Source organism: Streptomyces lunaelactis (assembly GCF_003054555.1).
Classification (GTDB): Bacteria; Actinomycetota; Actinomycetes; order Streptomycetales; family Streptomycetaceae; genus Streptomyces; species Streptomyces lunaelactis.
Window position 1 is genome coordinate 6,994,586 of record NZ_CP026304.1, and the last position, 21,236, is coordinate 7,015,821.

The 21,236-nt window shown below is 69.7% G+C and carries 18 protein-coding genes; 11 read left to right on the forward strand and 7 right to left on the reverse strand.

Annotated features, from left to right (window positions below; translation table 11 throughout):
• Positions 1–6: 6 nt before the first annotated feature.
• The 3 genes from SLUN_RS31970 (at position 7) to SLUN_RS31980 (ending at position 2,168) form a co-directional block, all read left to right on the forward strand.
• A complete protein-coding gene (locus SLUN_RS31970; protein WP_108153417.1) occupies positions 7–465 on the forward strand; it encodes a hypothetical protein in 459 nt (152 codons plus the stop codon).
• A gap of 399 nt (positions 466–864) precedes the next feature.
• The gene (locus SLUN_RS31975; RefSeq protein WP_108153418.1) at positions 865–1,329 is read left to right on the forward strand and encodes a hypothetical protein; all 465 of its coding nucleotides are present in this window, start codon (positions 865–867) and stop codon (positions 1,327–1,329) included.
• 314 nt (positions 1,330–1,643) lie between these two features.
• Positions 1,644–2,168, forward strand: coding sequence for an ATP-binding protein (locus SLUN_RS31980; protein ID WP_254709838.1), 525 nt, complete (start codon positions 1,644–1,646; stop codon positions 2,166–2,168).
• 60 nt (positions 2,169–2,228) lie between these two features.
• On the opposite strand, the gene SLUN_RS31985 is transcribed toward SLUN_RS31980, so the two are convergent.
• Both SLUN_RS31985 and SLUN_RS31990 read right to left on the reverse strand, forming a co-directional pair.
• Positions 2,229–3,257 (reverse strand): TolB family protein, encoded by a 1,029-nt coding sequence (locus SLUN_RS31985; RefSeq protein ID WP_108153419.1) that lies wholly within the window; start codon positions 3,255–3,257, stop codon positions 2,229–2,231.
• Between the two features lie 100 nt (positions 3,258–3,357).
• Positions 3,358–4,638: an MFS transporter gene (locus tag SLUN_RS31990; protein ID WP_254709837.1), complete on the reverse strand. Its 1,281-nt coding sequence runs from the start codon at positions 4,636–4,638 to the stop codon at positions 3,358–3,360.
• Between the two features lie 985 nt (positions 4,639–5,623).
• Between SLUN_RS31990 and SLUN_RS31995 the strand changes: the two genes are divergently transcribed.
• Positions 5,624–7,201, forward strand: a complete 1,578-nt coding sequence (locus SLUN_RS31995) for an alkaline phosphatase family protein (protein ID WP_159100365.1) — start codon at positions 5,624–5,626, stop codon at positions 7,199–7,201.
• Positions 7,202–7,340: 139 nt separating this feature from the next.
• On the opposite strand, the gene SLUN_RS32000 is transcribed toward SLUN_RS31995, so the two are convergent.
• The gene (locus SLUN_RS32000) at positions 7,341–8,294 is read right to left on the reverse strand and encodes a LysR family transcriptional regulator (protein WP_108153421.1); all 954 of its coding nucleotides are present in this window, start codon (positions 8,292–8,294) and stop codon (positions 7,341–7,343) included.
• A gap of 202 nt (positions 8,295–8,496) precedes the next feature.
• Here SLUN_RS32000 and SLUN_RS32005 point away from each other — a divergent pair, with 202 nt between their 5' ends.
• The 4 genes from SLUN_RS32005 (at position 8,497) to SLUN_RS32015 (ending at position 11,381) form a co-directional block, all read left to right on the forward strand.
• A complete protein-coding gene (locus tag SLUN_RS32005) occupies positions 8,497–9,369 on the forward strand; it encodes an SDR family oxidoreductase (RefSeq protein WP_108153422.1) in 873 nt (290 codons plus the stop codon).
• 422 nt (positions 9,370–9,791) lie between these two features.
• Positions 9,792–10,658: a PhzF family phenazine biosynthesis protein gene (locus tag SLUN_RS32010; RefSeq protein WP_108153423.1), complete on the forward strand. Its 867-nt coding sequence runs from the start codon at positions 9,792–9,794 to the stop codon at positions 10,656–10,658.
• A gap of 136 nt (positions 10,659–10,794) precedes the next feature.
• The gene (locus SLUN_RS39665) at positions 10,795–10,941 is read left to right on the forward strand and encodes a hypothetical protein (protein WP_159100366.1); all 147 of its coding nucleotides are present in this window, start codon (positions 10,795–10,797) and stop codon (positions 10,939–10,941) included.
• Positions 10,938–11,381: a suppressor of fused domain protein gene (locus SLUN_RS32015; protein ID WP_159100367.1), complete on the forward strand. Its 444-nt coding sequence runs from the start codon at positions 10,938–10,940 to the stop codon at positions 11,379–11,381. The genes SLUN_RS39665 and SLUN_RS32015 overlap by 4 nt, the downstream gene beginning before the upstream one ends.
• A 21-nt stretch (positions 11,382–11,402) precedes the next feature.
• Here SLUN_RS32015 and SLUN_RS32020 read toward each other — a convergent pair whose 3' ends face one another.
• Together SLUN_RS32020 and SLUN_RS40150 are read right to left on the reverse strand one after the other, a co-directional pair.
• On the reverse strand, positions 11,403–12,512 hold the full coding sequence (locus SLUN_RS32020) for an NADAR family protein (protein WP_108155056.1): 1,110 nt from the start codon (positions 12,510–12,512) through the stop codon (positions 11,403–11,405).
• Between the two features lie 246 nt (positions 12,513–12,758).
• Positions 12,759–12,920 (reverse strand): hypothetical protein, encoded by a 162-nt coding sequence (locus SLUN_RS40150; protein ID WP_170146629.1) that lies wholly within the window; start codon positions 12,918–12,920, stop codon positions 12,759–12,761.
• A 296-nt stretch (positions 12,921–13,216) separates the two neighbouring features.
• Here SLUN_RS40150 and SLUN_RS32025 point away from each other — a divergent pair, with 296 nt between their 5' ends.
• Both SLUN_RS32025 and SLUN_RS32030 read left to right on the forward strand, forming a co-directional pair.
• Complete coding sequence (locus tag SLUN_RS32025; protein WP_108153425.1) at positions 13,217–15,388, forward strand: hypothetical protein; 2,172 nt, start codon at positions 13,217–13,219, stop codon at positions 15,386–15,388.
• Between the two features lie 99 nt (positions 15,389–15,487).
• The gene (locus SLUN_RS32030; RefSeq protein ID WP_108153426.1) at positions 15,488–16,441 is read left to right on the forward strand and encodes a fibronectin type III domain-containing protein; all 954 of its coding nucleotides are present in this window, start codon (positions 15,488–15,490) and stop codon (positions 16,439–16,441) included.
• A gap of 172 nt (positions 16,442–16,613) precedes the next feature.
• Here the strand turns inward: SLUN_RS32030 and aceB are convergent, their stop codons facing one another.
• Both aceB and SLUN_RS32040 read right to left on the reverse strand, forming a co-directional pair.
• Positions 16,614–18,236 (reverse strand): malate synthase A, encoded by a 1,623-nt coding sequence (gene aceB, locus SLUN_RS32035; RefSeq protein ID WP_108153427.1) that lies wholly within the window; start codon positions 18,234–18,236, stop codon positions 16,614–16,616.
• A gap of 216 nt (positions 18,237–18,452) precedes the next feature.
• Positions 18,453–19,067: a nucleotidyltransferase family protein gene (locus SLUN_RS32040; RefSeq protein WP_175313112.1), complete on the reverse strand. Its 615-nt coding sequence runs from the start codon at positions 19,065–19,067 to the stop codon at positions 18,453–18,455.
• Between the two features lie 167 nt (positions 19,068–19,234).
• On the opposite strand from SLUN_RS32040, the gene SLUN_RS32045 reads away from it, so the two are divergent.
• On the forward strand, positions 19,235–21,142 hold the full coding sequence (locus SLUN_RS32045) for a serine/threonine-protein kinase (RefSeq protein WP_108153428.1): 1,908 nt from the start codon (positions 19,235–19,237) through the stop codon (positions 21,140–21,142).
• Positions 21,143–21,236 lie beyond the last annotated feature (94 nt).

A 21,236-nucleotide genomic window follows, 5' to 3' on the forward strand; every position in this document is an offset into this window, starting at 1 on the left:
GACACGATGACGGACCAAGACGCGCTGAGGACAACGTTCAGCTTCGCACCGCCGGTCAACGACGCTGCGGCCTGGCATCTGCAGCTCGACGACCTCGCAGCCAAGATCACCGAAGCCTTCCCCGGAGCGTCTACCTCCTTGGGTGGAGACCTGGGACCACGGTCGGCCGACGCCCTGTCCTTCGAAGTACCACTGGGCGACGGAGTGTGGCTGGAAGGGCTGGCGACAACCCCCTATCCGGAAATCGGCTCGGTCATGGTGATGCAAGCATCGGCAGCCGAGGCCGCACAATTTGCTGCCTGGTTGCGGGACTCGATTGTCCCCTCTCCCTACCTGGTCCATTTCACGAGCGAATTGGCGCTGAACAACGGCGACGACGCCTATTGGGTTCTCCCGCCACACGGAAGCGTCGCTGAGATCGCTCAGACGCTCCAGCAGCACATCGACTCGACCGATCGTTTGTGACGGAGCAAGGCCGAGGCGTCGTCTCCTGTGGAGTCGGCCGTCGTGAAAGGCTGCGGAACCCCTCGGCCCAGTCCCGACACCCTCCCTCCGAGCGGGCGCCAGGAGCGAGCACGAAGTCCGCCTGGGCGCCTGTTTCGTGTGCGGACCGGGGTGGAGAGCGGGCCGTGAACGAACGGCCCTTTTGGTCCTGTCCGTAGCCGATGGCTCACGGGCTTTCGGGCCCGTTCTCGGGGTGTAGTGCGGGCAGTCCCCTCGGGCCACACCCCGAGGCACACCGCCGCCCTCGCGTCACGCCGGCCATGCGAGCTGCGTCACGGAGCAGGGCTCGGGCATCGACCTCTGGGGCGCGGCTACCATCTCCTCGGATGACCAGATGGCCACTCATGGTGAGGAGTTGGCGTGGCGGAACTGATCCGACGGCTGCGATTCGGGGCCGACGTCGGCTATCACAGTTTCTGTCTCCAGGAGTCGGATGATGCCGATCTTCCTGTGCCGTATCCCGACGACAGCGTGTTCGGACAGTTTCTCACCTCGTTTCCCGGACGTGTCGACATCTTCAGCGCCGCGCACACGCACACCGCCGCCGTGACCGCCGAGGTGTGGGACGGCCGCCCGCCCGAAGAGGACTGGGCGCGGTGGGACGAGCACGGTGAGGCCGAGTTCGTGTCGACCAGCGGCGAAGTGGCGGTCTGCTCCATGAGCCTCGGGCGTACGGACCAGACCGTCACGCTGTCCGACAAGGGCGGCACCTGGCAGGTCCAGGTGTGCTGCGCGGGACGGGACGAAGCCGAGCGGCTGTCCGCGGAGACCGGCACCGCCGACGGCATCGAGCGCTACCTCGTCCGGTTCTGGCCCCAGGCGTAAGGACGACGACGCTCCGGAGGCAGGGCCCGGCCGTCGCCCCCGCCTGACGGGCACTGAACGGCGGCGATTGTGTTGCGGTTGACGGCAGCTGATGGCACGAGAGGGTGAGTTCGGTGCTTGGGACCCGAACGCTGATCCTCCATGCCCGCACCTCCAATACCGTCCCGCCATCGCACCCCCTCGCGGCCAACGCATCAGCCGCGAGCGGGTCACGCTCCCAGCCGCGTACATCCCGCCCCGGGACGCGTACAGCCCCTGCCCGTCAGCGCGTCCCTCCTGGTCAACGGTACGCACGCACCGCGAGCGTTTGCCGCATGAACCGAGCAGTTACCCCTCACGAGGCACCCCAGCAACAGCCCACCCCCAGCGACGAGTTCTCGATGCAGTTCACCTCCACCCCGCGCGGTGCCCGCCTCGCCCGTCGGCTCGTCTCGCACCGGCTCGACGACTGGGGCTATCCGTACGACTCCACCTCGAACGAAACGCTCACCCTCATCGCCGCGGAGCTCATCGCGAACGCCGTGCGCCACGGACACGTCCCCGGCCGGGACTTCCACCTCCGCCTCACCGCAACCGCAACCGCCACCGCTCTGCGCGTCGAGGTCGCCGACACCCGAACTGAGCGACTCCCCGCTACCGAAGACCTCACCACCCCACCCGCCGACGCAGAATCGGGTCGGGGCCTCTACCTCGTCTCCCAACTCGCCCACCACTGGCGTCGCACCCCGCGCGGGTGCCCCCGGAAAGCAGATGTGGGCGGAGCTGCGCCTGCCGCCCGCTCACTGAAGGGATGCTCGAACGCACCCTCGGCCGGCACCTACCATCAGCTCGACCCGTAGTGGGTCCGGTGAATCGGGGCGGGCCCGGATGCCGGGCGGTGAACAGGTGGCTTCCGGCGGTCAACCGATGAAAGCCGGTGCCAAGGCCCCGCTCGCCAGCTGTTTTGGTGCCCCGCTGCCATCGGCGGGCACGGTCCACAGGTCCGTCCCGAATTTCCCGGGCCTGGCATAGACGAGGGTTGTGTCGGCGGCCCACACCGCCTGGTCGTCGATGTTGCTGTGTTCGGCCGTTGCCGTCTCGGCCATGGTCCGCAGGTCCAGCACATACAGTCGCCAGGGCGAGTCGGCCGGCAGGCCGGGCACCCGCTTCTTGTAGGCGATCCGGGTGCCGTCCGGAGAGAGCGAGGGGCATTCCACATTGCTGTGCACAGTGGTCAGCGTTTTCGCCGCGATGTCGCCTGCCGCCAGATAGGTCTGCCCGCGGGTGGACACCGTGGCGTAGAAGTGGTCATCGTCGGCGAAGGTCACGCCCCAGACGTTCACATCGAGGGATCGGTACCCATGGCCGTCCACCTTCAGGTCGTACTCCTCCAGGTTGTCCTGCAGCTTCCATGTGCGGGTGTCCAGGATGGATGTGCGCGTGGAGAAGGCTGTGTCGCCGTACGAGTGCCCCTTGACGAAGACCGTCCATGCGACCAGGTGCCCTGACGGCGAGACCCGGGCCCGGCTGGGGACCCCTGCCAGTGGGTAGCTGCGACGTTCGTTCAGCCCCTCGTCGAGGACCACCGCTCGGTAGCTGTTCTGCAGCGGCCCTTGGGCGCCCCGCAGACAGATCCCGGTGCCGCCCGCGGCGAAGAAGCGCAGGCACTTCACCCCCGACGTAGCGCGCTGTGCGGCGGGCCGTTCGGCAGGCACCGAGGCGAGTTCGTCGCGGTGTGGGCCGTAGGCCGTACTGCGGAAGATCATGCGCCGCCCCGCGCCTGCAGGCGCGGCCAGCGACACCCGGCCGTCCGCGACTGCCGGTCCGCCCGGCTGCGGACGACTGCGGCGGTCGGCCCGTTCGGCGGCGTGGTGCACGGCGAAGGCGGCGACCGAACCCAGTACGAGAACGGCGGTGAGCAAAGTGAGAAGGCGGCTCTTGCGGGTCATCAGGCACTGCCTTTCCGATGGGGCCGAGCCGGCCATTCGCAGGGTTGGCCCACCCAGGGGTGTCGGGTGCGGGAGAAGCCAGGGCGGCTCGGCAATGGCGTCACGAAGCGCTCTCCGTCGTCACCCGGCTGCCGCTGAGGCGCAGTACGACCATCGCGGCCGCTGTGCACACAGCGAGCGCACCCGTGGCGGTGGCAAGTGCGATGCCGGTGCCCCAGGCGGACCAGAGAGCACCGAAGACGAGTGAGCCGGTGAAGCGGGCCAGCGCCTGGCCCGTACCGACCAGGGCGAGTCCCGTGCCGCGCTGGGCCGGAGGGAGGATGTCGGCCGCGGCCGCAGCCAGCACGCCGTCGGTGGCGGCATAAAACGCCCCGTGCAACACGAGCACCGGCAGGACCCCCGTCCAACCGGCTGAGAGAGGCACCAGCAGCAATCCGTACCCAACGAGCAGCAGGAGATGGCCCATGAGAAAGAGCCGGCGTCGGCCGATCCGGTCGGCGGCCGCGCCCAGCGGCACGGCGAGCACCAGAAATGCTGCGGCAGTGCCCAGCGGAAGCAGGGGCAGGAGATGCCCGGGAAGACCGAGTTGGCGCTGGATCAGCAAGTACAGGAAGGAGTCGCTGACTGTGGTCAGCCCCAGCAGTGCCGCGCAGCCGGTCAGACGCCGCAGTCCACGCAACCGCAGCAGCCCCAACGCGGCCCGCCATCCGCGCTCTTGCCCGGACGGCCGGGCAGCACCGGGCACTGTCCCCCGGTGCCCGGGGACGAAGAGCAGCAGGATCAGCACACCCAGTGCGGCAATGCACCCGCTCACCGCGAACACCGCGTCGTAGCCGTCAACCGTCAGGTACAGCAGGGCGAAAGCGACCAGGGGTCCGAGCAGCGCCCCGGTGGTGTCCATGGCCCTGTGCGCACCGAATGCCCGGCCCCGCTGTGCGGGCTCGGTTGCCAGCGAGATCATGGCGTCCCTGGGGGCGGTGCGCAGCCCCTTACCGGTGCGGTCCACCGCCAACACGGCACCGATGAGCGGCCCGGTATGGACGAGCAGGAGCAGTGGCTTGCACAGGGCGGACAGCCCGTATCCCGCGGCGGCCACGGTCTTGTGGCGGTTTCCGCCCTGGTCGCCGAGGCGTCCGCCGAGCAGCCGTACCAGCGCGCTGGCCCCGTTGTAGATCCCGTCCAGGAAGCCGAAGCCGAGCGGGGACAGGCCGAGCCCGGTCACCAGGTACAGCGGCATGATGGCGGTGACCATCTCCGACGACACATCGGTGACCAGGCTGACGGTCCCGAGCGCCAGCACGGTGCCGGGCACGGCGGACCGCCGTCCAAAGCCGGTGCGGTTGGGCGGTGGAGGAGTACTCCGACTGTCAGCGAGGTACAACGGCGTCACTTCCTGGCGCGGGCCGTCCGTGGGTCAATCAGCGTGATGTGCGGGAACCGCTGTGTCGAGCCCCTGGAGTCAGGAGACTGCCGCGGGTTCCGACCAGCCGGGCCGGGGCGAACACGATGGCATCACCTCTCATGCAGCACGCCGGGAAAGCCTCACGGGTGGCGTAGGCGTATGCAATGGAGGGCCCCGGACGCAGGGTGCCTGCCTGCGACGCCATTGAATGGAACGGAAATTGAACGGAAAGACAATGGATGGAACGGAACGCGTGGAACGAGCCGGCGGATCCTGAAGAACGATCCGATCCTGAGCCTCGAACTGTCCGACGAACGGGCGCTGTCCGACCAAGCGGGGACAGGTAACTCATGCCGCGAGGTCCCTGGGGGGCGGGATCACAGCCCCCGCTCCGGCTGCCAGTCGACTGCGACGAACGCTTCTGAGGCGACGTCAGGCGTCGGCGGGAGCAGGCGCGTTCGGCGGGCCTGCGCCACAAGAGCGATCCTGGCGGCACCCACCGCCCGAGGAGACCAGCGCCCGAGGAGGCCACCGCCCGCACGGCCGCCCTTTCGGGCAGAACGATCAAAGCCGTGCGCCGTGTTGGGGTGCGCGGCTGCCGTCGAACCAGATCACCTGGGTAAAGACACGCCTAACACTTCGTTGCGCTATGCGAATTCGAGGGCACCTATTGAAACAGTCTGGGCAGGGGAATAAAGTACGGCCGACCGATACCCAGGCCGGCAGTGGCGTGGCGGCGGAAACCGCCACATTCGCGTACTGGCTCCACCCCTTGCACCGGTGACAGACGCGCGACGTGCCCGCAATCGAGGGCCGGCCGCGCCCCCCAAGGCCCTGGTGAGCCAACCACCCTGGGGCCAACATCCCCCTATCGTCATGCACGCGGCCCCCCACGAGGAGTGGAGACATGGCTGGCTCCCGTAGACGCAGACCGTTCAGGCTTCTGTGCTGGTTGATCACGCCGATGGCGTTGCTCGTAGCGTTCGTCGCTGTACCTTCGGCTTCGGCCGCTACGGACACGATCACCCTTGACAAGACGACGTACATGCAAGGGAACACGATCAACGTCACGTACACCACCACAGCCAACAACAACAACTGGGTGGGCATCTACAAGGCGGGTGACGCTCCCGGATCGGCCACCGCGGTCAAGTGGGCGTATGCCAATAGTTCCTCGGGGACGCTGACCTTCGCAGGCAGCGGTGCCCCGGGCACGACCGAGGGGGACAGCAATCAGGCAGCAGGCACCACCCTGGTTCCGGGGGAGTATGTGGCCTACCTCCTGTGGAACAACGGCTACTCCCAACTGGCCAACCGCCACTTCTGGGTGGGGCCTACGCTGAGCCTGGACAAGTCCAGCTACGCGGCCGGGGAAACCGTCACAGCCAAGTACAGCGTGCCGGACCAGTGGGGACCCAAGAACAACTGGATCGGCATCTACAAAGAGAATGACACGCCCGGATCAGGTAGCTCCGTCGTGTGGAAGTACGCGACCGGCGCCTCGGGGGCGGTGACCCTCTCGACGAGCGGCCTGGCGTCCGGGGGCTATGTGGCCTACTACCTGTACAACGACGGATACAGCACGGACCTGGCCACTGACCCCAAGCTCGGCGATCTGTACAGCGTGCCGGTGCACTTCTACGTCGGTTCGCCCCCCGCGACGGCAGGCAAGGTTCCGGCGCTGGACCACGTCTTCATGGTCATGATGGAGAACAAGGCGCCCAGCGACATCTTCGGCACAAGCAACAACAAGCCCAACTGCGCCTCTCCCAGCACGGCGCCCGCGCCCTACCTGTCCCAGCTCGCCTGCGCCAACGTCTCGCTCACGAACTCGCACGGCCTCATGCACCCGAGCGACCCCAACTACGTCGCACTGGCCTCCGCCCAACTGGGCATTCAAGGCAACAACCTCTCCTACGTGCACAGCGTCGGAGGCACCAACACGAAGCACCTCGGCTCGATCACCGAGGATGCGGGCAAGACGTGGAAGGGCTACATCGAGGGCACGAGCAGCAGCTGCGACCTCACGCCCAACGGCCCGTACGACCCCGACAACCTGCCGTTCCTCTACTTCAAGGGCGTGGGGAACGACACCACGTACTGCCAGAACCATCTGAAGCCGATCTCGCAGTTCTGGACGGACCTCAGGTCCACGTCGACCACACCCAATTACGTGTGGTTCGTGCCCAACAGCAACAACACCATGCACAACAACTGCAGCCCCAACATCCAGACGTGCGTGAGCGCCGGTGACAACTGGATGAAGAACAACCTGCCGACGCTCCTGAACTCCCCGGCGTTCAAAACGCAGAAGTCGCTGCTCATCATCACCTGGGACGAGGACAGGTACTGGACGTCCGCCAACCCCATTCCCACGATCCTCGTCGGCTCCCCGAACCTGCTGAAGGCGGCGGGATCGACGTCGAACACCTACTACAACCACTACAACGTGACCCGGACGGTCGAGGATGCGCTCGGCCTGACCCGCATGACCGCCAACGACACGAACGCCATCCCGATCTACGACATCTGGGCCTCGTAACCGGGCGTCTCACCACGTCCTGGTGAAACTCCCCACCCGCGCCACCGGCATCGACGCCAAGCTCGATGCCGGTGCCGCGGGCATGTCCGCCCAACGGTCCTCGGGATTGGGGCTATGCGCCACATCGATACTTATGGGGTCACGGGTGCGGTGACTCCGCGGACCATGATGGCGGGGCGCTCTCCGGGTCGGCCGGGTCGCCGCCCGTGAGGTGGGCTCGGGCGTAGGTGCGGAACGCCGTCACGAGGCCGTTGCGCTCGTGGGTGCGGGTGGCCAGGACGACGTGGCTGGGCTCGACGCCCTCAAGGGGGACCGTGGTGAGGTCTGGGCGCAGGGTGTGGGTGTGGACGTGGGTGGAGATGGTGACGGCCTGCCCGGCGGCGATGAGTTCGAACTTGTCCTCGACGGTCTCGGCGACGGGGCCGTCGGGTGCCGGGCGTCCGTCGGGCCGGGGGTCGATGCGCCAGAACGCGCTCACGAGCGGGTCGGCCCCCCGCACTTGGGGCAGGGGCTCGTCGGCGATGTCGTCCAGGGTGACCGATTCCTTGCCGGCCAGCCGGTGGTCCAGAGACACCACCAGTACCCGTGGCTCGTCGTAGAGCTTTGTCACGTCCAGGCCGTCGTCCGGGAACGGCAGCCGGGCGACCACAGCGTCCACGCGGTGGTCCAGCAGCGCCGGGCGGGGTTCGTCCCCGGCCAGGTGCAGGGTTCGCACGTCGGCGTCGGGGTGCCGGTGGCGTAGCTCGCGCACGGCCGGAGTGACGATGATGCCCGGCGTGTAGCCGATGTTGATACGGCTGGGCCGGGCGGCTGCCCGGGTGCGTGCCGCGGCCTGGTCGGCGGATCGCAGCAACGCGGTGGCCAGCGGCAGGAAGACCTCGCCGGCCGGCGTGAGGTGGTTGCCCTGGGGCGTGCGCTCGAACAGGCGGGCGCCCAGTTGCTCTTCGAGGCGGTGGATCTGCCGGCTCAGGGACGGCTGGGTGGTGTGGAGGGCTTCGGCGGCGCGGCCGAAGTGCAGATACTCGGCCACGACGGTGAAGCACCACACAAGCCGCAGATCGAAGATCGTCGGAGGCGGTGGCGAGTCGGGCACCGTTCCAGCGTAGCCCTCACGCGGCCCGTCAACGCCGCCGTGACCGCCGTGAGCATGGCGATACACGCGGCGTATGGCCCCTTACGAAACATTCAATGGACCTGCCGTGCCCTGTCGCCGCAGAGTGGGATCACCGGCCGGGCGCCGTCCGAGCGCCCCATCGGGCTGGTTCTTGATCCCTCTGTCCAAGGAGTGCACCGCCATGCGTGTCTTCGTCACCGGCGCGTCCGGGTTCATCGGTTCCGCCCTCGTGCCCGATCTCATCGCCGCGGGTCATCAGGTCGTCGGTCTCGCCCGCTCGGATGCCTCGGCGGCTGCCCTGACCGCCGTCGGCGCCGAGGTGCGCCGCGGCACGGTGGAGGACCTCGACAGCCTGCGCGCCGGGGCCGCCGAGTCCGAGGGAGTCATCCACCTGGCGTTCAACCACGACTTCACGCAGCACGAGGCCGCGGCGCGCGCCGAACTGCGCGCCATCGAAACGTTCGGCGATGCGCTTGAGGGATCGGACCGGCCGCTGGTCATCGCCACCGGGGGGCCCGTGGGGACCGAGCAGGACGCGCCGCCCGCGTCGGCGAGCCCCCGGAACGCCGGCGCCCTGGCAGCGCTCGCCCTCGCGGAGCGCGGCGTGCGCTCGTCCATCGTGCGGCTCGCGCCGACGGTCCACGACCAGAGCAAGCGCGGCCTCGTCGGACGGCTGGTCGACATCGCCCGCGAGAAGGGCGTCTCGGGCTACCTCGGCGACGGGTTCAACCGCTGGCCCTCGGTACACCGACTTGATGCCGCGCGCCTGTTCCGCCTGGCGGTGGAGAAGGCACCGGCGGGATCGGTGCTGCACGGCGTCGGTGAGGAGGGCGTGGCCATCCGCGCCGTCGCCGAGGTCATCGGCCGCCACTTGAACGTGCCGGTGACCGCCGTCGCTGCCGAGGACGCGGGTGCCCACTTCGGCTTCCTGTCCCGCCTCATCGGGCTCGACATGCAGGCCTCGAACGCGCTGACCCGCGAACTGCTGGGCTGGCAGCCGACCCACCCCGGGCTCATCGACGACCTCGACAACGGCCATCACTTCGACAGCTGACCTCGCGCTCTCACGGAGCCGGCCGTCCGGGATGTGATCAGCAAGGCGAAAAGTGCGCCTGAGCATGGTCGGGGACTGGCTCGGGCTCGGTGGTCTGTGAGGGCTCCGTCTCCAGCCCCGCCCGTCACACCGTGCGTGTCCTCTTCTCCGCACACGGCTTACCGGCATCGTTCACCGGCCGGCACGGGCAGCCACCCTCGCGATTTCGCCTGATCCAGGCGTTCTATCGCTGCAGGTCTCCCCGGAAAGCCTGTTGTCCCCGCCGGACTCCGGCGGGGACAATCCGGCCCCCCCCAACTGGCCAACCTCACGGGATGGATCCGCTGCGGGGTGGGGAGCAACAAGGCGGCACAGTGCCGGTACCTGCGTACCCATCGGTCCCCACCGGGAACAATCCGGCCCGGCCTGTAGTTCCGCCGGTCATGACGACGAAGCCTGAGGTCCTGCGCTACACCGCCTTCTCCAGCGACCCCGAGGGAGGCAATCCCGCCGGAGTCGTCCTCGACGCATCGGGGCTCGGCGACGCCGACATGCTCTCCATCGCCGCCGACCTCGGGTACAGCGAGTCCGCGTTCCTGTCCGCGCCGCCCGCGGGGCTCGGCGGGGAGCCCGGACGGGCGTTCACCATCCGGTACTTCAGCCCCAAAGCCGAGGTGCCGTTCTGCGGTCACGCCACGGTCGCCACCGCCATTGCCCTCGGCGAGCGCATCGGAACCGGCGACCTCCTGTTCGCGACCCGCGCGGGGACGGTGCCGGTGACCGTGAGCGAAGAGGGCGGGACGCTGCGGGCCGCACTCACCACGGTCGAGCCGCACAGCGAGGACATCGCGGATGTGGACCTGGCCGAGGCGCTGGCCGCTCTGGACTGGCCGGCCGCCGATCTGGATCCCGCGCTGCCGCCCCGAATCGCCTTTGCCGGCGCCCGGCATCTGGTGCTCGCCGCCGCGACCCGTGAGCGGCTGGCGGATCTGGCGTACGACTTCGAACGCCTTGAAGCCCTGATGCGCCGTCTCGATCTGACCACGGTGCAGTTGGTGTGGCGGGAGTCGGAGAACGTCTTCCACGTGCGCGACCCGTTCCCGGTGGGCGGCGTGGTAGAGGACCCGGCGACGGGTGCGGCGGCAGGCGCGTTCGGCGCGTACGCCCGCGAACTCGGCCTGGTCCCCGAGGCAGCGGTCCTCACCCTCCACCAGGGCGAGGACATGGGGCGTCCGGGGGTGCTGACCGTGGAACTGCGCGAGGGCGACACGCGGGTGCGGGTGACCGGGACGGGGACACGGATCGCCTGACGCCTGCTGAGTCTGCCTGCGGGTACCCGGAGGTAGCCCGCCACCATGGTGTTCGACGGCATACGTGAATTGCCCGGGCCGCCGGCAGCCGTCACCAGCTGAGGGCAGGGGCGACCCGCTCGATAGGGTCGACCCCATGCCCGCGCCTTCCATCCTCCGTGACGTCTTCCATGCCTTGCGTGCCGAGCTGGGCGAGGAGGACACCGGCATCACCTTCGACAACGGTCCGCTCCCGCTCGACCGGATCGACGTCATGGTCTACGGAGCGCGGCGGCCCCTTTGACTGCCACCGTGTTCGCGACGGTCGGGATGTCGGTCGAGCCCATGGCGCCGCGTGACGGCCGGGCCGGCGGCAGGGCCGAGCTCCGACTGGTCCGGCAGGGCGCCGTGGAACCGCGTGATCAGGGACTCATCGCCAGGCAACTGGCGAATCTGGCGACGTATCCCTGGACGGTCGGGCGGCCGCTCGGCTGGGGCGAGACCGTGAGCTTCGACGACGACGTTCCGACCTTCCCCGGCTGCCGCAGTGTCTTCCTGGCCGGACCGTGGGAGTACGGACAAGCAGGCTCGATCGACACCACGACGGAGCCCGTGCGGGTGATCAACGTCGTGCCGATCAGCGACGCGGAACGGACTCGGGCGCTGTCGGCCCGGCCGGAGGCGTTCTTCAGTGAACTGCTCGATGCGCGAGACGTCTTCGCGCCGCCTGCTGCGAAGGGATGACGGCGGTCCCGGGCCCCTCCGTTACCCGATCCCGGCTTGCCGCGCGTGAAGTTCGGAGCGGATGAGTTCAAGGAGGCGGCCGTTCCAGTTACGGCCGCGGCCGGCGTTGTCGCCCCAGAAACCGGAGTCGGCGTCGTCGTAGATCAGGGTCGCGTCGCCGGTCGTCACAAGGACCTCGGCCAGGTGCGGGTGCTGGGTGTACTTGGCCCGCAGCAGGCTGGTCATGACCGAGGCGCGGGCCTGCTCCCAGCCGTCGCGGCGGGTGGCATCGGCGGCGAGCCCGCGGGGGATGGGGGTATCGGCGCCTGTGACGGCGGCCCGCGCGTCGGGGTCGGTGGTGGACAGGGCCCAGTACGCGTGGGTGACGGTGGGGTAGATGACGCCGTCGACGTCGATCGGCGCAGGATAGTCGTTGCGCAGCCCCTGCTTTCCCGGGTCGTCCGACGGCTTCAGCGGATACGAGTGGGGCAGATGGACGGCCGGTGCGACCGGGGTCGTCGGTCCGTCCGCCGGGGCCCGGGAGGGCCGTTCGGCGATCCACTTCGCCCGGTCCTCGAAGTAGGCGACCGCCTCGTCGTAGTCCTCTTGCGTGACGGGCTCGTCCGGCCAGTCCTCGACCTGCCCGCCCGGCCCGGCCACCAGGACCTGGAGCGGCCAGTCCTTCCGGTCCATGTCGCCGAGCGCGTAGTGGCGCTGGGTCTCCGGGATGGCGAGATACGCCGCGCGGGCGGCCGCCCGCTTCTCCTCGGTCCGGTCGGCGAGGAACGCGTCAACGGCGTCCAGGCATCGGTCGGTTGAATCGGGGCGGCCGTTCAGCTGGTCGATGGTGTCCCGCACCTCGGCGAGCAGCAGTTCGGGGGTGAGCCAGGTGCGCGGCTTGCTGAACGTCCAGCCGGCCAGCTCGTGGCCGGACGCCCTGCCGCCCTCCGGGAGCTCGGTGGCGACCCAGCCGGAGCGCAGCTTCCTCTCGAACTCGTCGAGGGTGACCAGGCCCCAGCAGTTGATGAGCCCGTCCGCGTAGATGAACAGGTCGGTGAGGTGGTAGTCGCCGTTGCGGATGAAGGCGTGCCGCCAGGTCCCGGGTACGCGTATGCCGTCCGCCATGCGATGGGTGATCCGGTTGCCGATCATCGCGCCATTGTGCCGGACCCGTTCGGCGCGTCGCCGGTGCATAAGCTGGGGGTCTAAGCGGTGTCGGGGAAGTCCGGGTGGGTGAAGGTGGGGGTACCCCCGTGCCCGAAGGGCTACGGGGGAGGGTCGAGGGCCGAGTCTGGCAAGGCGGAGGAAGGAGTCCACGCGGAGCGTCGGCGACTGACGACAACGCAGCCGGGCGACAGCCATCGGCCCGCGACGCCGCCCGGACTTCCCCGGGGCCGCTTAGCTGTACGCCCGGGCCGGGCGCACATCGCTGAAGTCCATGGCCCGGCCCACTTCCCGCCAGGCCTGCTCAGCCGTCCGGCGAACATCGGCGGGGACGTCCCCGCGCTCCTCTATGAGGCCGGCGTAGATCGGTGCGTCGGCTTGATCTGTGGAGCTCACGTCGAAAGTGCCTTTCCCGGACGGTTACGTACCGCTTCCCGCCGGCGGCCGGAATCGGTGACCGAGTCTACGGGGTCGGGTGTGTCGATTCTGTGTTCGGCCCAGACGGTCTCGCCGGGTGCGGTCGGACGTGGGCTGACCCCCCAGCGGGTGGCAGTCGAGCGCGGTACCGCTTGAGGACTGGGTAGCCCCCGCCGACCGCCGCCGTCGCGGAAAAACCCGGCTCCGATCACCGGAACGGGTACCACCGGCCCGACGACCACCCCAGTACCGCCGCCGTTTCCTACGCTGTATACGTGACCACAAGCCTCAAGCCCAACGTCGGCCTCGACCTCTTCCTCCACGAGACCAAGGGTTTCGACAGCCCTGCCTCCGCCCGGATTGCCGACGCCGTACTGACTCTTCTCTCACTCCGAGGCGCGGATCGCCGGACCGGCCTGCCCGAACCGACCCCCGAGCTGGTCCGGCAGGTCCTCCACCTGGATGTTCCGGTTCTCGTCTGCATGACGGAGGCCGAGCTGCCCGTCGCCCCCGGCGTCCTGAGCGCGCTCGCCGACCTCGTACGGGCCAAGGGCAGGCTGAACGCGAAGCGTCACGCCCGGTTGCTGGCCGCGATCGACGAGGCCGTACCGGAATATCGGCGGGCCATGACCGACCCGGGCAACCTGACCTGGCCGCGGTGGTACGCGTCCCTGATGCGGGCCGACGGCACACCCGTCGACGACCCCGAGGCGGTGCTGCGCCGGCTCGCCGCTCACGACCGTACGCCGAGGGCCGATCGTCCCGTGCTGCCGGACGGGGTGGAGCGGGCGGACGTCACGGGACGGACCGTCGGCATGCAGATCCTCCTGACCGAGACCCTGCTGCGGGCCTTCGCCCGTGATCTCGAGCAGCCCTCGCCCGCCGGGCCCCTGCTGCCCGGTCTCCCGCTGGAGGCGGCGGACGAGGAGGATCCGGAGGAAGGGCTCCCGGGCGAAATGCGGCTCGTCGCCGCCGAGTTGACCGACCGCTGGACCGCGGCCGGGCTGTCCGATGCCTTCTCGGGGCCGTACGCGCATCTCGCTCCCGGCCCCGAGGACTCGCCCCACCTCGTCCTCGCCGACGCACTGCTCGACCAGCACCTGAGCTACTTCGGGTACTCCGGCATCCCGCTCCCTCCGCCGCCCGCGCTGCCCGCGCCGCAGGAGATGCGCGGTCTGCTCCACGGCGCCCCGCTGCCCGCCCTGCTCTCGGCGGCCGTCGAGGGCCCGGATGTGGTGGACGAGGAGGTACGCCACCTTGCCGTTGCCTGCGGCCTGCTCCGCCAGGACGGCATGCTGACCACGCCGGGCCCGGGCGCCGGAATCTGGACCGAAGGCACCCCGCAGGATCTCACCGAACTCGCCGCGGACATCCTCGCGACGGCCGTCGGACGTCTTTCGGAGGCCCCTGAGATGGACTCGGAGTACGCCGACGACGCGGCGCATCTGCTGTACGTCCTGTACGAGCGCGGCTGCACCGCCGACTCCGTGGCGCGCAAGGCCGCCGAGTATGCCGACTGGCTGGTCGACCCGGCCGTGGAGAGCATGCCCGTGCCGGTCCCGGACAGCGCCCCGACCGAGTACGCGACACCGACTCCGCGAGAGCTGTCCGCCTTGCTCGGCCTCCCCGGCCTGGACGATGAGGACCGGTCGGAGCTCGAGGCTCCCGCCCGGGCGCTCGCCGCGGTCGTCGACCGGCTCGCTGCCACCGGCGCGATCTTCCGGACCGGCGACGCCTTCGGCCTCACGCCGCTCGGTACCGCTGCGGTCCGCTACGCGCTGAAGGCCGGTGCCGTCGCCGCGCCCGACAGGGAAACGGTCACGGGCTGGGACGCCGCCACCCTCGTCGATGCGGCCCGGTCCTGGATCCGGGAGGCCGCCACCCGCGGCCTTACGGACTGGCTGACCACCCGCGAGAACACCGCCGAGGCATGGGACGACCTGCTCGGTGCCATTGCTTCCACAAAGCCCGGCACCGAGGATGCGGGCCCCACCCGCCTTCTGTTCACCTATCTGGACACGGCTGTCGCACCGCCCGAGCCCCTGCGAGGTCTGCTTGCCGACCCCGCCCTCGGCGCGTACGCCCTCCAGGCACTGCGCACCCGGGGCGACCGGGCGGATGAGCAGCAGGTTCCGCTGAGCGCGCGGGCGACTCTCGTCCTCGACGACCTGGATGCGTGCCGCCGCGACGACCGGCGGGCCGAGGCCTTTGCCCCGCTCGCCGTGGCGGCCTCCCTGGTGAGCGCGTTCGATGCCGCCGCCACGACCTGGCCGGGCGGCCCTCAGGCCCTGATCGCCGCGCTCGCCGACGCCGATGCCCACCGTGCCAATGGGGTGTTGGCTCACCTGAGCGGCCGTCACTCCGACCCCCGTGTCGCGGCCGTCGCCCGGCGCGTGACGGGCGCACCGAGTCGTCGCCGGGCCGGGAGGAAGGCTCGCCACCGCTGATCATCCGGAACACGAAAGGGCGGGCGCGCGGTCTTGTTGTCGGCCGCCGATCGTGCCATACAGGTCTGGACCATTGCCGTAGTCCGCGGAGGTCCGACCGTGCAACGTCCCCCCACACTCGCTGCGTTGGCCTGCGCCGCCGCCCTACTCCTCACCGCCTGCGGTGGCGACGACAAGGACACCGAGAGCCCCACGACACCCGCCGGTGTGACCGCGCAAGCGGGTAGCGCCACATCCGTCCACGTCATGTGGGACCAGGCCACCGACAACAAGGCGGTCACCGGCTACGAGGTGTTCCAGAAGGGCGCCAAGGTCAAGGCGGTGCCCGCCACGAAGAGCATGGTCGATATCGACCGGCTGAGCCCGAAGACCGCGTACAGCTTCACGGTGCGGGCGCGGGATGCCGCCGGGAATCTCTCCAAGCCCAGCCCCGCGACAGCCGTCACCACCCCGGCCCCCACACCGGAGGACAAGCAGGCGCCCGCGCGGCCGGCCGAGCTGCGGGGCAAGGTCGACGGAGGCCGGGCGGTCACCCTCGGCTGGGGGAAGGCGGCCGACAACATCGGGATCACCTCGTACGACATCTACCAGGAGGACTCCCGCATCCACAGCGTCAGCGGCACCGAGACCACGGCACGTGTCACCGGCCTGCGGCCCGGCACCGTCTATACCTTCACCGTGCGGGCCCGGGATGCCGCCGAGAACTCCTCGCCCGACAGTAACTCCGTTGACCTCACTACGGCTTCGGCACCGGGCAACGACGCGCCGAGCACCGCGCCCACCGACCTGAAGGCGACCGCGCGCAAGGGGAACGTCGACCTGAGCTGGACCCCGCCCCGGACGGGCGGCCCGGTCAAGGAGCATCAGCTGTTCCTGAACGGGAAGTTGGCCACGACCATCGTCTGGGGAGCGGCGCCGCCCGCCGGGACGGCGGCGTACACCATCATGATCACGGACAAGCCGGGCACCCGCTACAGCGTGAAGCTCCGGGCGAAGCTGCCGGACGGGAAGTGGGGCGACTTCTCGGCACAGCGCACGGTGGTGGTCCGCTAGAGCGCTGACGCCAGCGCGGCCGCATCGCGCAAAACCGCGGCTGAAACGGTTTGTTGAACGCCTGCCCGTCGTAACAGACCTCAGCGCGTGCGCAGTTCGCGACAGCGCGACGCCCCCGGTGCTGTGCGGTACGGGGGCGTCGGCTGGAACGGGCTGGGCGGCTGCTGTGCGGTCAGCCGACCAGCTGCTCGTACGCCGGCAGCGTCAGGAAGTCCGCGTAGTCGGCGTCGAGGGAGACGTGCAGCAGCAGATCGTGGGCCTGCTGCCACTTGCCGGACGTGAAGGCCTCCTCGCCCACCTCCGCGCGGATCGCCGCCAGTTCCTCCGCCGCGACCTTGCGCGTCAGCTCCGGGGTGGCCAGTTCGCCGTTCTCGAAGACGACGCCCGCGTTGATCCACTGCCAGATCTGGGAGCGGGAGATCTCCGCCGTCGCCGCGTCCTCCATCAGGTTGAAGATCGCGACCGCGCCGAGGCCGCGCAGCCACGCCTCGATGTAGCGGGTGCCGACCTGGACGGCGTTGCGCAGGCCCTCGTACGTGGGCTTGGCGTCCAGCGAGTCGATGGCGATCAGGTCGCCGGGTGCCACCGAGACGTCCTCGCGCAGGCGGTCCTTCTGGTTGGGCCTGGAACCCAGCACCGCGTCGAACGACGCCATCGCGATCGGGACCAGGTCCGGGTGGGCGACCCACGAGCCGTCGAAGCCGTCCGCCGCCTCGCGGTCCTTGTCGGCCTTGACCTTCTCGAAGGCGACCTTGTTGACCTCGGCGTCGCGGCGGGAGGGGATGAAGGCCGCCATGCCGCCGATGGCGTGGGCGCCGCGCTTGTGGCAGGTGCGGACGAGGAGTTCGGTGTACGCCCGCATGAAGGGGGCGGTCATCGTCACCGCGTTGCGGTCCGGGAGCACGAACTTCTCGCCGCCGTCACGGAAGTTCTTGACGATCGAGAAGAGGTAGTCCCAGCGGCCCGCGTTCAGGCCGGACGCGTGGTCGCGGAGCTCGTAGAGGATCTCCTCCATCTCGTACGCCGCGGTGATCGTCTCGATCAGCACGGTCGCGCGGACGGTGCCCTGCGGGATGCCGACGTACTCCTGGGCGAACACGAAGATGTCGTTCCAGAGACGGGCTTCCAGGTGGGATTCCGTCTTCGGGAGGTAGAAGTACGGGCCCTTGCCGAGCTCGATGAGGCGCTTGGCGTTGTGGAAGAAGTACAGGCCGAAGTCGACCAGCGCACCCGGCACCGGGCTGCCGTCGAGCTGCAGGTGGCGCTCCTGCAGGTGCCAGCCGCGCGGGCGCATGACGACTGTCGCGAGCTCGTCGGCGGCCTTGAGGGCGTACGACTTGCCGGAGCGGGGGTCGGTGAAGTCGATCCGGCGCTCATAGGCGTCGATCAGACTGAGCTGGCCAAGGACGACGTTCTCCCAGGTGGGGGCGGAAGCGTCCTCGAAGTCTGCGAGCCAGACCTTCGCGCCCGAGTTCAGCGCGTTGATGGTCATCTTGCGGTCGGTGGGTCCGGTGATCTCCACGCGGCGGTCGTTCAGGGCCGCGGGGGCCGGGGCGACCTTCCAGGAGTCGTCCGCGCGGATCGCGGCAGTCTCCGGGAGGAAGTCCAGCGTGGAGGTGCGGGCGATCTCGGCACGGCGCTCACCGCGGCGGGCGAGCAGCTCGTCGCGCCGCGGTGTGAACCGCCGGTGCAGCTCGGCCACGAAGGCGAGGGCCGCGTCGGTGAGGACCTCTTCCTGCCGGGGCAGGGGCTCGGCTTCGACGATGGCCAGCGGGGACGGCGCTGGTGCGGACATGAGCTGTCACTTCCTTCAGCGGGCGGTGCCTTGCGGCCGCCGGGCGTTCAGATACGGCACTCGGTGCCGCAAGAGCCGAGGTGCGGTCGCGGGCGCTTCTGTGGAGTCGGGCGCTTCTGACCAGTGGATAGTAGTTTCCTCATGGTGGAAGTTCAATGGTTTGTTGATATCGAGATTCTCTGGCTCGACAGACCATGGCGCTGAGTGCCACGCCGTTCACTCAAGGTGCGCCAGATCCTCCGCCGTGTCGATGTCGTACGCCTCGGCGATGTCGCCGCACTCGATCAGCGCGAGCGAGGACTCGTGCTCCTTGAGAAAAGCGCGCGCCCCGCGGTCGCCGACCGCGCTCGCCGCGATGTCTGTCCAGTGGTGCGCGCCGAACAGGACGGGATGCCCGCGCTCACCTCCGTACGCCGCGGCCGCGAGCGAATCGGGGGAGCGGTACGCGGCGCGGATCCGGGCCACCGCCGCTGCGCCGATGCCCGGCTGGTCCACGAGAGAGACGAGCGCCGCGTCCGCCGTCGTCGCGGCCAGGGACTCCAGACCCGCGCGCAGCGAGGAGCCCATGCCCTCCTCCCACTCCGGGTTGTCGACCAGTACGCAGCCGGAGAGCTCGGCCTCCTTCCGTACCCGGTCTGACGCCGCTCCGAGCACCACATGCACCGGGTCGCAGCCGCCCTCGCGCAGCACCCGCACCGCGTGCTCGACCAGCGGGCGGCCCCGGTGCGTCAGCAGCGCCTTCGGGCGTCCGCCGAGTCGACGCCCGCCGCCCGCCGCGAGCAGCAGTCCGGCGACGATCGGTTCCTTCGGCGGTTGTGCCAGGTGCGTCATAAGGACTCCTTACCTCAAATCCGGGCGAAGCGCTGCGCAAATCGTGGTCCGTCCGCGAGGCTCTGCAACCGCCTGGGGTACGAGGGTCGTCCGACCTGGAGAGTGAGGCGTGAGCTTGGATAAGGTGCACCTCCGATACTGAAGTTCGCCATGGGGGACGAGAGTCGATGAGTGGGCGCGCACACGATGGAACGGTCTTCCAGCCGCTGGGCGAAGAGGATCCGCAGCACGTCGCCGGATACCGGCTGGCCGCCAGGCTCGGCGCCGGCGGCATGGGCAAGGTGTACCTGTCGTACACGCCCGGCGGCCGCCCCATCGCCATCAAGGTGATCAGGCCCGACTTCGCCCAGGACGCCGAATTCCGCCGCCGCTTCGCGCAGGAGGTGCAGGCCGCACAGCGCGTGCAGGGCCTGTACACCGCGCCGGTCATAGACGCCGATGTCGAGGCCAAGCAGCCCTGGCTCGCCACCGCTTACGTCCCGGGGCCCTCGCTCGCCGACGCCGTCATCCAGCACGGCAAGCTGCCGGTGGACACCGTGCTGCTGCTGGTCGCCGGGATCGCCGAGGCGCTGCACGTCATCCATGGCGCGGGCATCGTCCACCGCGACCTCAAGCCGGCCAACGTGCTGCTCGCATCGGACGGGCCGCGCGTCATCGACTTCGGCATTGCCCGCGCCGCCGACGCCACGTCGCTCACCAGCAGCGGCGTCACCATCGGCACGCCGTCCTTCATGGCCCCCGAGCAGGCGGCCGGCAGCACGGTCACCGCGGCGACCGACATCTTCGCGCTCGGCCAGATCGCGGCGTACGCGTCGACCGGCAAGGCGGCCTTCGGTGAAGGCACTTCGCACGGCGTGCTCTACCGGATCGTGCACGAGGAGCCGGACCTCACCGGACTGCCCGAGCAGCTGCGGGAGTTGGTGACCCGCTGCCTGGCCAAGGACCCCGAGGCCCGGCCTTCGGTCGCCGACCTCCTCGCCATCTGCCAGTCCGCCAATGGGGAAACGGTGCTGCGCCGTCCCGAGGAGTGGCTGCCGGGCGCCGTCGCCGCGGAGATCACCACGCGCAAGGCGGCCCCCGCGCCGCCGGTGACCCCGCCGGCCGGTCAGGCCCCGGCTCCGGTGCAGCCTCCGGCTCACCCGCCGACGCAGGCGGCTACTCAGGCGCCCGTCCAGCCTCCGGGGCAGCAGCCGCCGCATTACGAGCCGACGCAGACCGCCGGCCAGGCCCAGCTGCAGTCGCCCGCTCCGGTTACGCCGCCCACCGTGGCCTCCGCCCCGGCGACCCCGCCGCCCGGCTTCGGCCCGCCGCCCCAGAACCCGACCTACGGCTACCCGCAGGCGCATGCCACTCCGTACGGGCAGACGGCACCCCAGCACGTGCGGCCCCCGCAGCCGTACCCGCCGCAGCCGTACCAAATGGTCTCGGGGCCCCGCCCGCCCGGCGCGCCCAAGAAGAACAGCCGAAGCGCCGCCATCGGCGTCGTCATCGCGGTGGTGGCGCTCGGCGGGCTCGTCGGCGGCGGCATCTATCTGTCGGGCAAGGACAAGGACAAGGGAAACCAGTCCCAGGGCCAGGACAACCCCGGCAGCACGCCGGACGCGAGCGGGGGCGGCGCCACCGACAGCCCGGGCGGCGACAAGTCCTCCAAGCCCGGCGAACCGGTCAAGGACCCGACGCCCAAGACGTACAACGGCCTCAACGTCACGGACGACTACGGCATCAACCTCGGAGACGAGCCGGTCAAGCCGATTTCGGCTGAGAGCAGCGACGCCGTGGACTTCGAGCACGAGTACTACATCGGCAACATCGCTGCCAAGAACAGCAAGATCGTGCTGCTGCGCACGGATCAGCAGGCCGACCTGGCGACGTGCAAGAGCGAGACACGGTTCGCCCCCTTGCTCACTATCAAGAACCTGTCGAAGGGCGCGAAGTTCTGCGTGCTGAGCGAGACGGGGAACGTCGGCCTGGTGACCTACCAGGGCAGGGCGCCCGAATCGGATCCCAGCCACTACATCACCGTCGATGTGACGGTCTGGCGCGGTGCGATCGACTCCGTTCAGCCCTCCTACTGAATTCCGTCCGCGGAGTGGCGCGTACCGCACCGGATGGCGTAGCTTTCCCGCGACCCTCAGTGTCTGACTGACCGCTGACGGTCGTCGAACCCAA